The 17,925-nt window shown below is 39.4% G+C and carries 17 protein-coding genes and 1 pseudogene; 7 read left to right on the top strand and 11 right to left on the bottom strand.

Annotation, left to right across the window (positions count from 1 at the left end):
- Nucleotides 1–100: 100 nt before the first annotated feature.
- The 4 genes from F935_RS05665 to F935_RS05650 all read left to right on the top strand — a co-directional run bounded on the left by F935_RS05665 (nucleotide 101) and on the right by F935_RS05650 (nucleotide 3,912).
- Nucleotides 101–904, top strand: coding sequence for an oxidoreductase (locus F935_RS05665; RefSeq protein WP_016138024.1), 804 nt, complete (start codon nucleotides 101–103; stop codon nucleotides 902–904).
- A gap of 55 nt (nucleotides 905–959) precedes the next feature.
- Nucleotides 960–1,967, top strand: a complete 1,008-nt coding sequence (locus F935_RS05660; protein ID WP_016138023.1) for an NADP-dependent oxidoreductase — start codon at nucleotides 960–962, stop codon at nucleotides 1,965–1,967.
- A gap of 215 nt (nucleotides 1,968–2,182) precedes the next feature.
- On the top strand, nucleotides 2,183–2,752 hold the full coding sequence (locus tag F935_RS05655) for a TetR/AcrR family transcriptional regulator (protein WP_035366076.1): 570 nt from the start codon (nucleotides 2,183–2,185) through the stop codon (nucleotides 2,750–2,752).
- Between the two features lie 140 nt (nucleotides 2,753–2,892).
- Nucleotides 2,893–3,912: an MBL fold metallo-hydrolase gene (locus F935_RS05650; protein WP_016138021.1), complete on the top strand. Its 1,020-nt coding sequence runs from the start codon at nucleotides 2,893–2,895 to the stop codon at nucleotides 3,910–3,912.
- A 57-nt stretch (nucleotides 3,913–3,969) separates the two neighbouring features.
- On the opposite strand, the gene F935_RS05645 is transcribed toward F935_RS05650, so the two are convergent.
- Nucleotides 3,970–4,338: a hypothetical protein gene (locus tag F935_RS05645; protein ID WP_016138020.1), complete on the bottom strand. Its 369-nt coding sequence runs from the start codon at nucleotides 4,336–4,338 to the stop codon at nucleotides 3,970–3,972.
- 392 nt (nucleotides 4,339–4,730) lie between these two features.
- Between F935_RS05645 and F935_RS05640 the strand changes: the two genes are divergently transcribed.
- Nucleotides 4,731–5,279, top strand: coding sequence for an RrF2 family transcriptional regulator (locus tag F935_RS05640; RefSeq protein ID WP_016138019.1), 549 nt, complete (start codon nucleotides 4,731–4,733; stop codon nucleotides 5,277–5,279).
- Nucleotides 5,280–5,437: 158 nt separating this feature from the next.
- The gene (locus F935_RS05635; RefSeq protein WP_016138018.1) at nucleotides 5,438–6,643 is read left to right on the top strand and encodes an NAD(P)/FAD-dependent oxidoreductase; all 1,206 of its coding nucleotides are present in this window, start codon (nucleotides 5,438–5,440) and stop codon (nucleotides 6,641–6,643) included.
- 97 nt (nucleotides 6,644–6,740) lie between these two features.
- Here the strand turns inward: F935_RS05635 and F935_RS05630 are convergent, their stop codons facing one another.
- From F935_RS05630 to F935_RS05590, 10 genes and pseudogenes are all read right to left on the bottom strand, one after another.
- Nucleotides 6,741–7,433: a type 1 glutamine amidotransferase domain-containing protein gene (locus F935_RS05630; RefSeq protein ID WP_016138017.1), complete on the bottom strand. Its 693-nt coding sequence runs from the start codon at nucleotides 7,431–7,433 to the stop codon at nucleotides 6,741–6,743.
- Nucleotides 7,434–7,546: 113 nt separating this feature from the next.
- Complete coding sequence (locus F935_RS05625; RefSeq protein ID WP_016138016.1) at nucleotides 7,547–8,122, bottom strand: dihydrofolate reductase family protein; 576 nt, start codon at nucleotides 8,120–8,122, stop codon at nucleotides 7,547–7,549.
- 203 nt (nucleotides 8,123–8,325) lie between these two features.
- Nucleotides 8,326–8,510, bottom strand: a pseudogene (locus tag F935_RS18255) (hypothetical protein); the annotation flags it as partial.
- Between the two features lie 25 nt (nucleotides 8,511–8,535).
- Nucleotides 8,536–9,366 carry an alpha/beta fold hydrolase gene (locus tag F935_RS05620; RefSeq protein ID WP_016138015.1) on the bottom strand — a complete coding sequence of 277 codons (831 nt, stop codon included), beginning with the start codon at nucleotides 9,364–9,366 and terminating at the stop codon, nucleotides 8,536–8,538.
- Between the two features lie 345 nt (nucleotides 9,367–9,711).
- Nucleotides 9,712–10,329, bottom strand: coding sequence for an NIPSNAP family protein (locus F935_RS05615; protein WP_016138014.1), 618 nt, complete (start codon nucleotides 10,327–10,329; stop codon nucleotides 9,712–9,714).
- Nucleotides 10,326–12,062, bottom strand: a complete 1,737-nt coding sequence (locus F935_RS05610) for an FAD-dependent oxidoreductase (protein ID WP_016138013.1) — start codon at nucleotides 12,060–12,062, stop codon at nucleotides 10,326–10,328. Before F935_RS05610 ends, F935_RS05615 begins: the two co-directional genes overlap by 4 nt.
- A gap of 12 nt (nucleotides 12,063–12,074) precedes the next feature.
- Nucleotides 12,075–13,850 (bottom strand): FAD-dependent oxidoreductase, encoded by a 1,776-nt coding sequence (locus tag F935_RS05605; protein WP_016138012.1) that lies wholly within the window; start codon nucleotides 13,848–13,850, stop codon nucleotides 12,075–12,077.
- A 5-nt stretch (nucleotides 13,851–13,855) separates the two neighbouring features.
- Nucleotides 13,856–14,683, bottom strand: a complete 828-nt coding sequence (locus tag F935_RS05600; protein WP_016138011.1) for a sugar phosphate isomerase/epimerase family protein — start codon at nucleotides 14,681–14,683, stop codon at nucleotides 13,856–13,858.
- On the bottom strand, nucleotides 14,673–15,488 hold the full coding sequence (locus tag F935_RS05595; protein ID WP_016138010.1) for a shikimate dehydrogenase family protein: 816 nt from the start codon (nucleotides 15,486–15,488) through the stop codon (nucleotides 14,673–14,675). The genes F935_RS05600 and F935_RS05595 overlap by 11 nt, the downstream gene beginning before the upstream one ends.
- Nucleotides 15,489–15,525: 37 nt before the next feature.
- The gene (locus F935_RS05590; protein ID WP_016138009.1) at nucleotides 15,526–16,881 is read right to left on the bottom strand and encodes an MFS transporter; all 1,356 of its coding nucleotides are present in this window, start codon (nucleotides 16,879–16,881) and stop codon (nucleotides 15,526–15,528) included.
- Between the two features lie 209 nt (nucleotides 16,882–17,090).
- Here F935_RS05590 and F935_RS05585 point away from each other — a divergent pair, with 209 nt between their 5' ends.
- Nucleotides 17,091–17,861 carry an IclR family transcriptional regulator gene (locus F935_RS05585; RefSeq protein ID WP_016138008.1) on the top strand — a complete coding sequence of 257 codons (771 nt, stop codon included), beginning with the start codon at nucleotides 17,091–17,093 and terminating at the stop codon, nucleotides 17,859–17,861.
- Nucleotides 17,862–17,925: the final 64 nt, after the last annotated feature.

Genomic DNA, 17,925 nt, shown 5'->3' with positions numbered 1-17,925 from the left:
ATCTTTTTAGTAGTAACTATTTTATTTTTAGATTATGATGAAAAAATCAAGCCAAAATTCATTCGTGAATTGGCTACAAAATTTGAGTGAGGAACATCATATGGCTGGCAAAGTGGTTCTGATTACAGGCGCATCTTCGGGTATTGGCTTAGCAACCGCAGAGCTTTTACATGAGGCAGGATTTATTGTTTATGGCACAAGTCGACGAGCAAAAAATCCATCAAAACATAAGTTTCATCTTATTGAGTTAGATGTAAATCAAGAGAATTCAGTTGCTCAAGCTATTGAAAAAGTCATCGCAAACGAAGGCAAAATTGATGTTTTAATTAACAATGCAGGATTTGCAATTGCACCTGCTGGTGCCGAAGAAAGTTCAATGCAGCAAGCACAGGCTATTTTTGATACCAACTTTTTTGGTGCAGTTCGCATGACTCGTGCGGTAATTCCATACATGCGTCAGAAAAAATCAGGATTGATCATAAATATCAGTTCAATTCTTGGGCTTTTACCAATGCCTTTTGGTGCACTTTACTCTGCTTCAAAACATGCACTTGAAGGTTACTCTGAATCTTTAGATCACGAATTAAGATCTCAAGGCATTCGTGTGTCACTTATTGAACCTGCTTACACCAATACGTCTTTGGGAGTAAACTTACTCGAAGCAGACAATAAAATTTCTTTTTACGATCAAACTCGTGAAAAGCTACATAAACAAATGATTAATTCAATTAATAAGTCAGATGACCCGAGTGTGGTTGCCAATACAATTTTAACCGTCATTCAAAGCCAACAGGTCGTACCACGCTACACAGCAGGAAAAACTGCAAAAAACTTAAAAGCGTTAAGACGATTTGCACCTGCAAAGATCTTTGACAAATTAATTCACCGCAGCTTGAAAGTTTAGAACAAACCCAAGCCTATAAAACTTTAAAAATAATTTCGAGAAATAGAGGTTTCAAATGAAAGCAGCCTACATTAGCCGTTATGGCAATATTGATGATGTACAGTTCGATGAACAGACTAGGCCTAATCTAACCGAAGATGGCGTGCTTGTTAAAGTTCATGCTGCAAGTATTAACCCTCTCGACTTAAAAGTTTTAGAGGGCGAACTTAAAGCAATTCTGCCACTGAAGTTTCCTTTCATATTAGGCAATGATTTTGCAGGTACAGTCGTAGAAGTTGGGTCAAATGTGAGCCAGTTTAAAGCTGGAGATGAAGTCTATGCCAAGACCGACCTGCATGGTGCTTTTGCAGAATATACAGTGGTCCAACAGTCTTCACTTGCACTTAAACCTCAAAATCTTTCTATGGAGCAGGCGGCCTCTTTACCTTTAGTGACATTAACAGCATGGCAAGCTCTGGTTGAAATGGCAAAAGTTCAGGCAGGACAAAAAGTACTGATTCACGCTGGTTCAGGTGGTGTTGGTTCAATCGCAATTCAACTTGCCAAATCCTTAGGGGCTATTGTTGCAACGACAACAAGTGGTAAAAACACTCAGTGGGTTAGAGAGTTGGGTGCCGACATCATTGTTGACTATAAAACCACAGATTTTGAGCAAGAACTTAAAGACTATGATGTAGTTTTAGATACGCAAGGTGGAAAAACCTTAGAGAAATCAGTCAATGTGCTTAAACGTGGTGGGCGACTTATCAGTCTTGCGGGTCCACCCGATCAAGCTACTACAGAAGCATTTAATCTGAACCGTTTTCTAAAATGTGTTATCCCGCTTCTAAGCTGGTCAATCCGACATAAAGCAAAAAAACGTGGCGTTACCTATTCATTTCTATTTATGCAACCGAACGGGCAGCAGCTCTCAAAAATTTCCGAATTGGTCGACGCTGGAAAAATTAAACCCGTAGTTGACCAAATATATGAGTTTGTGCAAATTAAAGAAGCCCTTCAGTACGTAAATTCGGGACGAACAAAAGGAAAAGTGGTTTTGCAATTTGTCTCGTCAGATGAATAGTTTAAATACTTTTCGGTCGCCTAAAGGCTTGTTCTAAACTATAAAAAAGATCAACTCATGGTCTTTTTTTATAATTCACTCTTATAGAAATCGCTAATTCTATAGGTTTGAATCTATAGCTTTATCTAATTTTTTACGTTCTCACACAAAATACAGATTGCTCTCTCATTATTTTTATGTATGATTGAGTAATCACTCAATTAATGTATTTGTATATGGCTCGTCCACGCAGTGAAGATAAACGTAATGCAATTTTAAGTGCTGCTATTGAAACATTAGCAGAGCTTGGCGAGCGTGCGTCTACCTCAAAAATTGCAAAAGTCGCTGGTGTAGCGGAAGGTACTTTATTTACCTATTTTAGCAATAAAGAAGAACTGCTGAACCAGTTATATCTTTCACTAAAGGCTGAACTACGTCAGGTCATGATGCTTGGTTACCCTGCTGATTCTGATTTACAAACACAAATGTCACATATCTGGCAAAGCTATTTGGACTGGAGTTTAGAAGCTCCTCTTAAACGAAAAGTCATGGCACAGCTTTCGACTTCGGAACAAATTACTGAGCAAAGCAAACAAATTGGCATGCAAACCTTTTGTGACCTCACCCAAAACATTCAAGAACGTATTAACGATGGCAAATTAAGAGATTATCCACCGTTATTTATTGCTTCAATTTTAGGTGCACTTGCCGAAGTTACACTCAATTTTATTGCCCAAGACCCTTCTCAAACCGAGCTTTATCGTAAATCTGGTTTTGAAGCGTTTTGGCATGCAGTTTCAATTTAGATAAAAGTTAAGGATGCACGGCGTCCTTATTTTTAAACCAATTAATGAGTGAGCAAATACTCATTTAAATAAATCAAAATAAGCACTTAGCCCAAGTTCTTATTTGCACATATAGGTTTGTTCCAATAAGGAAAAACAAGATGACTATTTCAAACACAACAGACTTGCCTTCTCCCTTAATGCCATCTCAACAGCACAATGGCAAATTTAGAAATACGCGTCCCAACCAACACAAGCCTTCTTTTGGCAAAACGCTTCAGCTTATGTGGAAGTTTCTATTTAACAAACCAAAAGACACCGTTCCAAACAGAGAAATTACTGTTTTAAGTTTGTCGAAAGAACAGTTATTAAGTGCACCCGATCGCTCTCTATTTCGTTTGGGTCACTCAACCATCTTGTTAAAACTGCAAAATGAATTTTGGTTAACTGACCCAGTTTTTTCAGAGCGTGCATCACCTTTTCAATGGCTTGGACCAAAACGTTTCCATCAGCCACCGATTAGCATTGCAGAGTTGCCACCCATTAAAGGCGTGATTTTGTCACATAACCACTACGACCACCTCGACTACCATGCGGTCATGCAGCTTAACGATGAAGTTGAGCATTTCTTAACACCGCTTGGTGTCGGTGACACACTCATTAAATGGGGAATTCCAGCAGAAAAAGTTCAACAACTTGATTGGTGGGATACGACCCATGTGGATGGACTAAAATTGGTGGCTACCCCTGCTCATCATTTTTCAGGCCGTGGTATGGGTGATAGCAATGCGACGCTTTGGGCTTCGTGGGTGATTATTGATAATGATCTACGGGTATTTTTCAGCGGTGACACAGGCTATTTTGATGGGTTTAAAGAGATTGGACATCGTTATGGCCCATTTGATTTAACCATGTTAGAAACTGGTGCTTATGACCCTGAATGGCCTGATGTTCACATGCAACCAGAGCAAACTTTGCAAGCACATATCGATTTAAAAGGTCGTCATTTATTGCCTGTGCACAACGGTACTTTTGACTTGGCACTTCATGCTTGGGATGACCCGTTTGAACGTATTGTCGGTTTAGCTAAAGAAAATGCGTTAGCGATTAGCACACCGCAAATGGGAGAAGTACTGAACCTAAATGAGCCAAATGTTGAAAATTATTGGTGGCGTTCGTAAGTTTGAAGAAATTATTTGGAGAGTAAAAGGATGCTTTTACTCTCCTATCTTTAAATTTTAACTTGTCTTATATGCCTTCCAAGGAAACTTAATTGTGCACAAAACAAAAACCAGAAATAAAAATTGGGAAATATACATATAGTTGAGCAAGTCTCGGCCCACTTTTAATGTAATCCAAGTGTTGTGAATGACATCACTAAATATAATGAGAAAAGTTAGAATTAAGCCTATACGGGGTCTATAAAATAGAAGAATTGCTGCAAGTGGATCGATAAATGTTAAAGATGTCCAATAAATACAGGTAAATAGTGGTGCATTGTTATAGTCCCAAAACAAACCATGCATTAGAACAGTTTGTAAATGGTTGAACCCTGCACTGATAAGACAAAGTGCATAAATACATCTAATAATAAATTCAGTTTTCAAAACAACTCTCTTATTCATTCATCATGCTATATAAAAAATATTTTTATTCAGATAAAGCTATTCAATATTTTAATTGAAACAATCTACACAAATATAATTTAAAAGACTCTATAAATAAATGATAAGTGCCTATCCCCTTTCATCTATCTTACTTATAAGTTGTGAACCACCTCATTAAACATCTACTAGATTTTTTTACACTCAAGAGAACTAAATAAATTTTTATAAATTTATTATTTAATAAAATTTAAATTATTCAATTAGATATATTAATTATTAACGCTTTAAAAGAGCCTTTTAAAAACTAGGACTAACTTTGTCTTAGTTTTATTATTGACTTAAAACACAGACTACATTAGTCTGTGTTTGTAATTGATCAATTATGAAATTAAATGGCTTATATCACTAGTAGCGTCGAGTATGCGATTCACTGTCTTCTTTTTCTCGTGAACAATGAAGACAAACCTTTGAGTAGTAAGGATCTTGCTGAATTACAAGGAGTCTCTCCAAGTTTTATGGCAAAGATTTTTCCTAAACTTGAAAAGGCAGGTCTCGTTATTGCTCAAGAAGGTGTTCGTGGTGGATATTTACTCGCTCGATCCGCTCATGAAATCAGTTTTTTAGATATTGTGAATGCTATCGAAGGTGAAAAACCGCTCTTTGAATGCCAAGAAGTTCGTGGTAAATGCGCGGTCTTTAATCATACTCCACCAGATTGGGCAACCAGTGGTGTATGTGCAGTGCATGCAGTCATGCTACAAGCAGAAAAAGCTATGCGAGATGCTTTAGGTGCTCATACACTTGGTGATATTGCTGACCGTTTTGGCCGTTATGCACCCGACGTATTTTTTAGTGATGTAAATGGCTGGATCAATGAACGCATCGAAGGAAGAACAGCAAAAATGCGGAAAAACAAAATCTCACGGGATACCCCCGACTAATGAGCTGAAAGGGTCTCAACCCCTAGAGCAATAACATCCCCTAATCGTTTTAAATGCCTTCTCAGATTTTTCGGACAATCAGAGAAAGGATTCGCTCACCCTAAATTTGGTGATGAGCAGGAATTTGTTGTCCGAAAATCTATCAAAAGGATAATCAAATGAGTAAGCGTATTATTATTGCTGGTTCTGGCTTTGCTGGTTTATGGGCTGCACTCGCAGCACAAAGAGCAATTCACTTAGCGTCGCAAGAACAAAACATTGAAGTGGTGATGGTTTCCCCTAGCCCGAATGTTGGTATTCGTCCTCGTCTTTATGAAGCTGTGCTTGAAAATATGAACCCTGATATTTCAGAGTTATTAAGTGTGGTTGGGGTTAAATTTCTAGCAGGTTGGGTAAATAAAATTGATGTCGACCAACAGGCAATTGAAGTTTCAACCACCGATGGCAGCAAACAAACTTTAACCTATGACCGTTTTATTCTGGCAACCGGAAGTACGACGTTTATGCCGCCTATATCAGGTCTTACCGAATATGGCTTTAGCGTAAGCACACTAGAAGATGCTGAGAAACTAGATCAGCACCTTAAAAACTTAGCCAATAAACCTGCAAATGCAGCGCGTAATACGGTGGTCGTTGCCGGTGGTGGTCTTACTGGGTTAGAAACCGTTACCGAAATGCCTGAACGTCTGCGTAGCATTTTAGGTGAAACTAATGTCCGTGTAGTTTTAGTTGATTCCTCAACAGAAATTGGCGCGGCGATGGGTGACCAAGCTGCTACCGTTATTCGAGAAGCTCTTAGCGAGCTTGGTGTGGAAGGTAAAGCTGGACTACGGGTTACGGCGCTAGATGCCGCTGGTGTAACGCTTTCTAATGGCGAAAGAATTGAAACAGAAACCGTGATTTGGACTGCCGGCATGCGAGCCAACTCACTCACCTCTCAAGTTACTGGTGAAAAAGATAATTTAGGACGTATTTTAGGTGATGCTTATTTACATGCACCTGAAGCAAAAAATGTTTTTGTCACGGGCGATACTGTAAAAGTTCCAACCGATGATTTAGGTAACTTTAACGTGATGTCGTGTCAGCACGCCATGAGCCTAGGTCGTGTAGCGGGTTACAACGCTGCGGCAGAACTAGTTGATCTACCACTTCATGCATACAGTCAACCGAAGTATGTGACTTGTGTTGATTTAGGTCCTTGGGGCGCACTCTATAGCGAAGGTTGGGGTCGTCAGGTTCAATTTGTGCGTGATGAAGCTAAAAAAATTAAACGCGAGATTAATACCGTCTGGATTTATCCACCAGCCGCAGACCGCGAAGCAGCTTTCGCAATAGCCAACCCTGATTTTGTGATTGTTCCTTAAAGTTAGCGTTGCTAGATCAAATCACTTTATTTAAACACCCGAAAAGCAAAGCCGTCATTGGTTTTGCTTTTCGGGTTTATATTTGAATCATTAACAATTAAGACTTTTCTAGCTCTTCTATTATCGCTAAAGCAGTTTTTGTAGCTGAAAACGGATTTTGACCCGTAATTAGGTTTCCATCCTGAACGACATGAGAGGCAAATGGAATAAAAGCTTTTTCATAGTGAGCGCCATATTCTTTCGCTAACTCTTCGGCATTGTACGGCACTTTTTTCGCAACACCCGCTAGAACTTCTTCACTCCAAGCAAAGCCCGTTAACTTTTTATCTTTTATCAGTCTCTCACCGTTTGAAAGTCGTACATTGAGCAAGCCACAATAGCCATGACAAACACTTGAAACAATACCGCCCTTTTCATAAATGTTTTTGGTGATTTCTTGCAGCTCAGGATTGTCTAAGAAATCCCACATCACACCGTGACCACCTGTGTAGTAAATCACGTCATAATCTTGCCAATTAATATCTGACGGTTTATGGGTGTTAGCGAGTAAAGTCATAAATGCCTGATCATCTTCTCTCGCTTTTACTGATTTATCAGCTACTAAGACTCCCAGTGATTTGGGTTCAATCGGTGTCTTACCACCATTTGGACTGACAATATCTTGTACGTAGTTTTGTTTCTCAAACTCATCATAGGCATGGGTCAGTTCACCTAACCAGAGGCCTGTCGGTTCATCTATATCTTTATAGCGTGAAATATTTGTCACGACATGTAATATGCGTTTAGACATTTTCTCACCTCATTTTTCATACTTATAATTGTATTCATCACCTCATCAAAGCATAGAAAACTGTTACTGAAAGTCGGTGCTTAGTAAAGTTATGAACCTTACTAGTGAAAAGGTCAGCTTATCTTTTGGTAATGAAGAGCTATCGCACCAGAAGCAAAAGTTTTATTTTCGATGAGTTTAAGATTTGTCTTTTCTTGAATACCTTGAAATAGTGGTAATCCATTACCAATCAACACAGGTGAAACTGTAATTTTATATTCATCAATTAAATCAAGTTGCATCAAATAGTGTGCGAAACGCGGGCTACCTAAAATAACCATATCCTTGCCTGCTTGCTGTTTCAGCTTATTAATTTCTTCTTTGACATGATCTTTTACCAGTCTGGAGTTATTCCATTCAACTTTGTCTAATGTAGTAGAAAAAACAATTTTTTCAGTCTTTTCAATCCATTTAGCATGATTCCGTTCGTGCTCCGAAGCTTCTGGGTTTGAAAGCATAGTTGGCCAGTAATTATGCATCATCTGATAAGTCGCACGTCCCCAAATCACCATATCGACAGTGCTTAAAATTTCTTTTGCATGATTTGCCAAATCGGCATCGTAGGCAATCCATCCAATGTCCATTGCCCCATTTGGACCTTCGACAAAACTATCAAGCGATGCATGTAGAAACAGTATTAGTTTTCTCATGATTTACATTCCTTTGTTCATAAAAAATATGTACTACTTTTTAGTATATTCAATTTGAATTATTTCTTATGGAGTGTTTTGTTTTCTGATTTTCCTTGTACCTATGTAGCACTATATTTATTTGAAATATTTATAAATTCCCCGAACAAGAATGACTTCTTGTTCGGGGCTATTACAACTATGCTGTTTTAATAATAGCTTTATTAATTTATGACTAGTGGACTAGAACCTGACAGCTCGGTTACAAGCTTATAACCCATCAGCTTTGCAGGTGTATATGTGTCACCTTTAACTGTATTTTGAGTAAATAATTCACGATAGTTAGTGAACCATTGACCATAGGGCTATAAGCCTTTTCTGTTTGGACGCGAGCTGTTTTTATTTCTCCACTTTTTTAAATTTTATGCTTTTAATTACTCACGAATAAACGCCAGTAAGTCAGCATTAATCACTTCATGGTTCACCGTTAACATGCCATGAGAAAAACCTGGATAGATTTTAAGTTGGCTATTTGGGAGCAATTCAGCAGATTTCACGCCAGAAGTTTTATAAGGCACAATTTGATCATCGTCACCATGCAATACCAAAACAGGAACTGTGATTTTCTTTAAATCTTCGGTGAAGTCAGTTTGTGAAAATGCCACAATACCATCGTAATGTGCTTTTGCACTACCGGTCATGCCCTGACGCCACCAGTTAGAAATGACACCTTCTGATGGCTTCGCATCAGGTCGGTTAAAACCATAAAACGGGCCAGATGGAAGGTCACGATAGAATTGTGCACGGTTTGTGAGAACTTGATTTTGTAGGTCATCAAAAACTTCTTTTGGTAACCCTTCAGGATTATTTTCAGTTTTAACCATCAGTGGAGGAACTGCACTGACAAGCACTGCTTTTGCAACGTTCTCTTGACCATGACGGGCGATATAGTGAGCCACTTCACCGCCACCTGTTGAGTGGCCAATATGAATTGCGTTTTTAATGTTCAGATGTTTAACCACCTCTGCAACATCATCTGCATAATGGTCCATATCGTGACCATCCCACACTTGACTAGAACGACCATGACCACGTCTGTCATGAGCCACAACACGGTAGCCTTGTCCTAAAAAGAAAAGCAACTGTGTGTCCCAATCATCTGAACTTAAAGGCCAACCGTGATGAAAAAATAAAACTTGGGCATCGCGTGGTCCCCAATCTTTATAGAAAATTTCTACGCCATCTTTTGTGGTTACATAACCCATCTTTGTTCTCCTGTTGAAAATCTGCTTATAGATTCGTTATCAAGGTCTAAAATTTATACTAAAGTTAAAGTTGATTTTAGGGTCAATACTATCAATTAATATTGAAATAAAATTTATATCAAGACTCCACCGTACTTTGTATCTTTTTAATCTTTAATTGTTTTTATTTTATTTCTTTCAAATGTCAAAGACTTTATAGCTAAAAATTAAACGCTTGATTTTAATCTTATAGTGTCCACATTCGCTATTAATTAACACATCTTAATAAAGATATATAAATATATTTTATAAATTAAAAAGCCCACTAATTTAGCAGGCTAATTTTTAACATATCATTCTCGAATTTTATTTCAATGGAGATACTGAAGTTGGTAGCGCAATCATTGACTTCATTTCATGGGTCAACCACTGTGGACCGCCTTTTGGTGGCCAAATGCCGTCTGCAACCGATTTGGCACGAACTTCCGAACGCTCATTCAATGATGCGTATGGCCAAATACTTACAATACGTGGTGTGCCATCAAGAGCATACATAGCTACTGTGAGTTTTGAGTATTGAGTACGAGTTGGCACTGCATTTTTCCACGCATCGAGAACATGAGGAACACCACCATGTTTCAACTCATAAGTACGAATTTCATATACAGGACCAAACTCACCCAACTCAACCTCAGGTAAGAAGTCGAAACCAGCAAAATTTTCAACTGAATATCTGATGATATTTTCAGATGCACTAAACAAGTTTTCTTGTGCTGCTAACCGTGTATTTTCATCGTCTAGCTCTTGTTGTGAAGCATAGCTGCGTAATACAACAACTTGGTTGAGCTCGCCTATATCAGAGAAAAATACTCCAAGTAACTTACCCTTAGCTGTCGTATCTTGGTAAAAATTTTGAATACCAGCTGCAACAGTTGCAGTTGTACCCATTTTGATAGTGATGTTAATCAGTTGATAAAGCTTCATGCGGTTCTCCGTGGTTGTGTCATTTGTATAGGTTGTTCAGTCACTTGTTTATTTAGTTTTCCTGCGGCAAATTGAGCAATTCGCCAAGCAAATACCATCCCTGGTCCGAGTGTTGTTCCTGGACCTGGATATGTTCCTTTAAAAATTGAAGATAAGTCATTACCACAGGCAAATAGCCCAGTGATAACCTGATTGTTCTGATCAAGCACTCGACCATAAATGTCACCAGCTAACCCGCCGCTACTCGCACAGTCCATTGGAATAACAGGTAAAGCATAAAATGGACCTTGCTCAAGTTTGCCCAAGCATGGATTAGGTTTGACTTCTGGATCTCCGTTAAAACGATTCATCACACCACTGCCTTTACCAAAATCGGTGTCTACACCTTGTTCAACGAGGTGATTAAAACGTTGAACGGTATTCACTAATCCTTGAGCGTTAATCCCAACCTTTTGGGCAAGCTCTTCTAGTGAGTTTGCAGAGAATAAATACTTTGCTTTAAGGTAGTAATCGAGTTTTTTTGCACCTGGTAAAATAAAACCTAAACCATATTTTTGAATCGCAGTTTGGTCACAAATCAGGTAAGACTGAATTTGGGATTTACCCTGATTTGTTTTAAGCTGCGCCATACAAAAGTCGTGGTACGAATCTGACTCATTGACAAAGCGTTTGCCATCGTCATTGACTGCTATCACGCCTGGTTTGGCCCGATCTAAAATAATGTGTGGCCAAATAGCTTTATAACCGTTGGCATGAACATGAATAGAACATGGGAAATACAGCACACTACTGTCCACAGAGGGATCAAGTTTTGCACCTTTTTCCATAGCTTTACTAAGCCCATCACCCGTGTTTGAGTAAGGTGATAATGAGTCTGCGATTAAACCTTTTGGGAACAATTGTTGACGTAGCTTTATATTCCACCCCACACCACCTGTGGCTAAAACTATCCCTTTTCGGGCTCGAATGACTTTTATGCCTTGTTCAGTTTCAATTTTGGCTCCCACCACTTTGCCTTTTTCGACTAACAACTCTTGCAGTGGTGCATTGAACCAAACAGGAACATGCTTTTGTTTAAGATTATAAAATAAGCTGCCCACCAAAGCATTACCCATAACAAGCCGTGTACCCCGATTAAAGCGTAGACGTGACAGAAAATAAGGCACCACAACTTTCAAGGTGGCCATAAAGTTCTGAAAACTGTGTATAGGATTTAACAGGGCATTTAATTCAGTTCGATTGACCATCATGCCGCCTAAGCCCATAAATTCCGCTCGTGGAGGACGTACATATTTAAAGTCAGCACCTAAAACACTTGCATCAAATTCAGCTGGCGCAAGTGCACGACCACCGAATGCTTCACCTGGTTGGTTTTTGACATAGTCGGGATGTGCTAAACAAGCATTAAGCTTAACTGTAGTTTTCTCATCTAAATCACGAACCATATCCGCACATGAGGCTAGAAATGCTTCGCGAAGTTCTTCACCACCACGTTCACCCACTACAGATTTAAGAAAAATTCGAGCTTGCTCAATATCATCGGGAACACCTGCTTGAACACTCAAATGTGATCCTGGTGCCCAAATCGTTCCACCTGATGTCGCTGAAGTACCACCTACCTGTGAAGCCTTTTCACAAAGTAAGACATCTAATCCATTAAGCTTGGCAAAAAGTGCTGCGGACATCCCTGCTGCCCCACCGCCAATAACCAATAAATCAACTTCTTTATCCATGTTCAATTCTCCTTAATCTTGCTTATGTGGCGTGAACGCTACTGTTTCAGTTCTAGCTTGTTCAGCAATTTTTTTTGCAGCAAGATAACCAAATGTCATGGCTGGGCCTAAGGTAATTCCACCACTTGGATATTGGCCTCCCATGATGCTATTGAGATCATTTCCAGCCGCAAATAATCCATTAATCGGTTGCCCTGCTTTATTTAGAACTTGGGCATATTCATCTGTAACCAGTCCTGCAAATGTCCCTAAACTTCCTGGTACCACCTCAACTGCATAAAATGGTCCATTTTCAATCGGGGCAATACATGGGTTCGGATGATGATCAGCATCACCCTGTGCTTTTTGATAAGGAGTAGTACCACGTTGAAACTCGGGGTCTTGGCCTAAATAGGCATATTGGTTGTACTGCTCAACTGTTTTTAAAAACTGAACTGGATCTATACCGCACGTCACAGCCAGCTCTTGAATAGTGTGCCCTTGTTTTAAGTAACCATTGTCTAGCCAAGGTTTTAGAGAAATTGGAAAAGGTTTAACAGCGCCTAAGCCATAACGGCGAACGAACTTGTGATCACAAATCAACCAGCAATGTGCTTGTTCGCCTTGCGGTGTATGTTTGAATAGATCTTTAATAAATAAAGGATAGGATTCACCTTCATTGGTAAAGCGGTATCCATTTTTTAAAACTGCAATTAATCCAGGTTTGCCTCGCTCAACCAAATGTGGAAAACGACCTAAAGTTCCATCTAAACGTGGAATTAATGAAACAGGGGCCCATGCGCCAGACCAAGGCAAGGTTTCATCAACAGTTGCGCCAATTGCTTCTGCCGCAATTAAGCCATCACCTATATTTGTTTCAGGAGCAGCTGAATGATGAGGAGTCCCGTCACTCACATGTTTGAATAAAGCCTGTTTACGTTTTTCATCATGAGGGAAACCGCCAGTCGCTAGTATCACGCCATGTTTTGCTATTATTTTGATGAGGCCAGCTGGTGTTTTAAATAATGCTCCAATCACTCGACCATTTTCTTCAACTAATTCAGTCATGGCATGATTTGCCAATAGCTTTACTTTGTAATCAAGTGCAGATTTGAGTAAGCGAGCCGCCAAAGCATTACCATTCACAATCTGAGTTGAGCGCTTAGTAAAAATTAGATCAAAAAAATGTCGTAATACTCTTTTGGTCGCATAGATAAAGGATGGAATTGCATTAAAAGTATTAATGAAATGCTTCATATCTACGCCAGACGCGATACCCATTCCCCAAAGAGTAGTTTCAGGAATTGGCGGACGTAGGATATTTAGTTTCTGACCAAGTAAACGGCCATCGTAAGGTGCCGCAACAATCGAACGCCACCCAACCCTAGTACCTTCAATATTAAAAAAGTCAGGCACCGCCGCACCGATATTAAATTTGACTTCAGTTTTGGCTTCGAAAAATTCCACCATTTTCGGTGCTTGAGTTAAATAGGTATGAATTTTGGTTTCATCATACTTTTCACCCAAAATATTTTTTAAATATTGCTTTGGCATCTCAATCGGTTCGGCTTGACCTTCTCGTTCAGCATGAGGTGTATTAGGAATCCATAACCATCCTCCCGATACAGCAGTTGTTCCACCAAATACTGATGCTTTCTCTGCGACAATAACCTTTAATCCTTCATGTGCTGCGGTCACGGCGCTTGAAAGCCCTCCGGCACCTGAACCAATGACTAAAACATCACATTCGTAGCATTCACGAATTGGTATTGAAATCATCTGAAATGGTTGTTGGGTTTTTGCGTTCATACTTCTTACCCCGTAACAGTGCCCAATTGAGCGAGTGCAACGAGCTGCTTCATTGCTTGCAAATTAATTTCAGCGCGCTCAAGAGCTGGACGTTCAGCTAGTACCAAATTTGGGACTTCTGCAGCTAACATAATTTCTTTGGGTAAAGCACGAATTAATCCTACAAGATCAATTTCGCCTTGCCCTGGCACTAATCGATTAGAACGTGCAATCTTAATTAAGCCTTCATCACTCGGATCATATTCAGCAAAACCATCGCAAAGCTGAACATAGTTCAATTGCTTCAGATCAAGTGCTTTGACTTGCTCAATTGTCGAATCTGATCGGTCAAAATGTAATGCATCAATTAAAATGGCAGCATTTTCTTGCCCTGATTGATTCACGATATATTCAGCCTGCGCCAAGTTTTTCACATTGGTCCATGGCATGAACTCTAGGTCACAGCTCAAGCTAAACTGTTTACTTAATTCACAAAATTGTGCGAAGTGATGTATTAGTCTTGATTGCTCAGGGTCATTTCCTGCAACTAGAATATGCCTAGCACCGAGCTGCTCAGCGGTACTTAAAAACTGCAAATATTTATTTGGCTCAAAGTCGGAAGTAATTCGTACAATTTCAACATCAGCAATACGAATACCTGTGTCATCCAAAGCAGCCCTTGTTTCCTTAATTAGTTTGCTATCATTTAAAATTGGATAATCTACTTCATTAGGTGCTGCTGGCAGCAGGCGTAAGCCCACTGCTGCATAACCACAATTTGCTGCAATTTTGACTGCTTCTACAGGACTCACATCTGCAACTGTCAAAAATGAAAGTGAATATTCACGCGACATCTTGTTGCTCCTGCTCTTTCTCAAGTAAATAAGCAACCATTAAGTCACGAACCTGAATGAACATATCCGTTCCTTTGACTGCGTTACATCCTAGAGTTGACGCATGCTGAATAAATGGTGTGTTTTCAGGACTAGTCACGACATCTGCAACCGACATTTGTGCAGTTATTTTTTCAAGTTGAAAAGCAGCAGAAGGATCACCATTCATTCCCATAGGCGTCGCATTGACTACAACGTCGAATCCTGTTGGATCATTGTTATGTGCAACTACTTTGCCTTTACCTAGTTGTTGAAGCTGTTCAACGAGTTGTTGTTGACGTGTTTGATCTACATCAAAAATTGCTAACTCAGCTACTCCAGCAAGAAGTAATTCATAAGCAATCGCTTTACCTGCTCCACCAGCTCCAGCCAAAATGGCACGTTTATCTTTTAACTCGATTAACCTATTTCGTATCGCTTGTACCATGCCTTTTCCATCCAGCATGTCTCCTTCCCACCCTTCTTTACAGCGACGAATCGTATTTACAGCCCCAATGAACTGTGCGCGTGAAGTTAATTTTTGGCAGCAATTCAAAGCCGAAATTTTATGGGGTACTGTGACAATCAAGCCGTCACTATTATTTAAATACAAATTTTGCTGAACAAAATTTGGGAAGTGTTCTGGTGCTACATCAGCAGGTACAACAATCGCATTTAGATCTTTTTTAACTAGCTCCATGGTTACACCCTCAGGTGATTTGACCTGTACAATCGGATGTCCGACCACAAAATAAAGACGAGTTGATCCATTCAATTGAATATCCATTATTCAATCTCCTTAAAAATCTATGGGTTAGTGAATTTTAGATTTGAACTTTTTTAAGTTCGTGCTGACGTATCTTTGTTGGTGAATAAACCAGTTTCATAATAATTAATGCTACGACCATACCGGCAGTTGGCAAGCAAAGCACAAGGAAAATTTTGCTGGTCTCCCAGCCTAGGCTTAAAAAATATGCTCCGGCAAATGCACTACCTACCGCGCCTAATCGACCTATACCATGCATCCAACTGTTTCCTGTTGCACGAGCAAAAACTGGATAGAATGAACTTGAAACACTGTTGAGACCTGCGTTTGCACCATTCATCCACATACCGATGAAGAAACACATCATGCTATACATTACAAAGTTATGACCCACCGCACCTAGAAAGAACATGAAGCCAATTGCTAATAGATATGCAATCACTAAACCTAGATGTGGATTAAATTTATCCATCAAATAACCGCATGCGATACAACCTATTGGGCCGCCTAACTGGTAAATCGCTGTAATAATTGAAGCCTCACTGATGCTAAAACCAAATTCATGGCTCATCATTGGTAACCAACTTCCAAGTAAATACACCACAAACAAACCAGATGCGTAGCTCCACCAAAGCAAAAAGCTGCCTAAGAAATAGAAAGGACTGAGCACTGCTTTTACTGGATTATCAACCGTGTTGGTTTTTGCTTTAGGTAAAACAAAAACAGTGTTAGCCGTATCAAAATCTGGTGCCATTTTATGAATAATGGTATCAATCTCTGCTTTTGGATGTTCTTTAAGGACTTTATAGCCAATAGATTCAGGTAATTTAAATGCTGCGATAACGGCTAAAATAAGCGGCAGGACTCCACCAATAATCATCATGGCATGCCAGTTAAAATGTGGAATCACCCAAGCAGCCAAAAAGCCTCCAATAGCAGCACCAATTGTAAATCCACTTAGAATGATGGTAACCATACGACCATTCATTTTCATGGGTGAGTAATCCGTTACCAACGTAACAGCTTGTGGCATTACTCCTCCCATAAATAAACCGGCAATAAAACGGAACATCATTAGCTCAGTCACATTGGAAGAAATTGCCGCACATAAAGTAAATACGCCAAAACCAATTAAATTAATAACGAGTAGTTTTTTACGTCCAAACTTGTCTGCCAACGGTCCTGAAATTACAGCGCCTACAGCTAAACCAATTAAAGCTGCACTCATTACGGGTGCAAGATCGGTTGTAGTAATTCCCCATTGCTGCTTAATGACCGGAGCTACAAATCCCATGATTGATATATCGATACCATCAACAACTACGATCATTAAACATAAAAAGATGACTAGTTTTTGTATTGGGGATATACGATTTTCATCAATAAATTCCCTTAAATTTACCTGTTGAGTCATACACTTACTCCATTAGTGTGTATCAGCAAATATGCGTTTTCCATCGCTTATTCAGTTTTGCTCCCTACTTACTCTTAAAAGCTCAATAATTAGGAAACTCCGTATCTGAATGATTCATCTGTACGGCATTTGAGATAGAATCTAAAACAACTATAATCTGTTTTTAATTTTTTTGGAACACTGTTCCAGAAAATAATATTAGGATTTTTATGCTCAGCAATACCGATCGTTCTTTGCTCATCCTTGAAGCACTGTTAAAAGAAGTAGATGGATGTGCCCTTAGTCAGCTTTCTGTTGATCTCGATATCCCAAAATCTGCAATGCATCGCATCCTGACTGCGATGAAAGACATGGGATATATCTATCAAGATGAAATCACCCAACACTACAAGCTCACTCTTAAAATTGCCTCAATGGGTTTGAGTTTTCTGTCCTCGCGCTCGATTACCGAAACATTTCAGCCTTATCTAGACGAACTAGCAGAAACCTCTTCTGAACTGGTTCGCCTCGGCTTAATCGAAGACGAAAAAATTATCTGGATTGGTAAAGCTCAAGGAGCCAAATCAGGTCTAAAATACGATCCCGACTCTGGCAACGTGGCCTATTTACCAGCTTCAGCTTGTGGTTTAGCGTATTTATCTACCCTTGATCAAAATGACTTTTCACGAATTGTGGAACGTGAAGGTTTCGATAAAGCCAAGAACTTTGGACCAAACTCACCAAAAGACCTTACAGAACTAGAGCACATGATTAAGGCTTCTAGAGAGCGAGGTTATGGTGTGATTAGTGACACCTATGAGCTAGGCATGTCTGCTATGGCTAAAATCATTCTCAATCCACAGACAGGTGAGCCTTTTGGCACAGTCAGTATTGCAGGGCCTTCTGTACGTTTAAGCCCCAAACGTATTGAAGAATTAGCACCAGCACTCATGGTGACTTCAGAGAAAATTGCTTCCATCATCAATTTGATCCATATCTAATTTGCTATCCTACAAGGCAATCAAAATCATATTTCGATTGCCTAAATTCCTTTTAAACATATTT

The sequence above is a fragment of the Acinetobacter calcoaceticus ANC 3811 genome, from assembly GCF_000399665.1.
GTDB lineage: Bacteria > Pseudomonadota > Gammaproteobacteria > Pseudomonadales > Moraxellaceae > Acinetobacter > Acinetobacter calcoaceticus_B.
This window is presented reverse-complemented; position numbering and strand designations above follow the sequence as displayed.

Bases quoted from the DNA above. Each gene is read 5' to 3' on its own strand.
- F935_RS05665 (WP_016138024.1), top strand. From the start codon at position 101: ATGGCTGGCAAAGTGGTTCTGATTACAGGCGCATCTTCGGGTATTGGC.
- F935_RS05660 (WP_016138023.1), top strand. From the start codon at position 960: ATGAAAGCAGCCTACATTAGCCGTTATGGCAATATTGATGATGTACAG.
- F935_RS05655 (WP_035366076.1), top strand. From the start codon at position 2,183: ATGGCTCGTCCACGCAGTGAAGATAAACGTAATGCAATTTTAAGTGCT.
- F935_RS05650 (WP_016138021.1), top strand. From the start codon at position 2,893: ATGACTATTTCAAACACAACAGACTTGCCTTCTCCCTTAATGCCATCT.
- F935_RS05640 (WP_016138019.1), top strand. From the start codon at position 4,731: ATGGCTTATATCACTAGTAGCGTCGAGTATGCGATTCACTGTCTTCTT.
- F935_RS05635 (WP_016138018.1), top strand. From the start codon at position 5,438: ATGAGTAAGCGTATTATTATTGCTGGTTCTGGCTTTGCTGGTTTATGG.
- F935_RS05630 (WP_016138017.1), bottom strand. From the start codon at position 7,433: ATGTCTAAACGCATATTACATGTCGTGACAAATATTTCACGCTATAAA.
- F935_RS05625 (WP_016138016.1), bottom strand. From the start codon at position 8,122: ATGAGAAAACTAATACTGTTTCTACATGCATCGCTTGATAGTTTTGTC.
- F935_RS05620 (WP_016138015.1), bottom strand. From the start codon at position 9,366: ATGGGTTATGTAACCACAAAAGATGGCGTAGAAATTTTCTATAAAGAT.
- F935_RS05615 (WP_016138014.1), bottom strand. From the start codon at position 10,329: ATGAAGCTTTATCAACTGATTAACATCACTATCAAAATGGGTACAACT.
- F935_RS05610 (WP_016138013.1), bottom strand. From the start codon at position 12,062: ATGGATAAAGAAGTTGATTTATTGGTTATTGGCGGTGGGGCAGCAGGG.
- F935_RS05605 (WP_016138012.1), bottom strand. From the start codon at position 13,850: ATGAACGCAAAAACCCAACAACCATTTCAGATGATTTCAATACCAATT.
- F935_RS05600 (WP_016138011.1), bottom strand. From the start codon at position 14,683: ATGTCGCGTGAATATTCACTTTCATTTTTGACAGTTGCAGATGTGAGT.
- F935_RS05595 (WP_016138010.1), bottom strand. From the start codon at position 15,488: ATGGATATTCAATTGAATGGATCAACTCGTCTTTATTTTGTGGTCGGA.
- F935_RS05590 (WP_016138009.1), bottom strand. From the start codon at position 16,881: ATGACTCAACAGGTAAATTTAAGGGAATTTATTGATGAAAATCGTATA.
- F935_RS05585 (WP_016138008.1), top strand. From the start codon at position 17,091: ATGCTCAGCAATACCGATCGTTCTTTGCTCATCCTTGAAGCACTGTTA.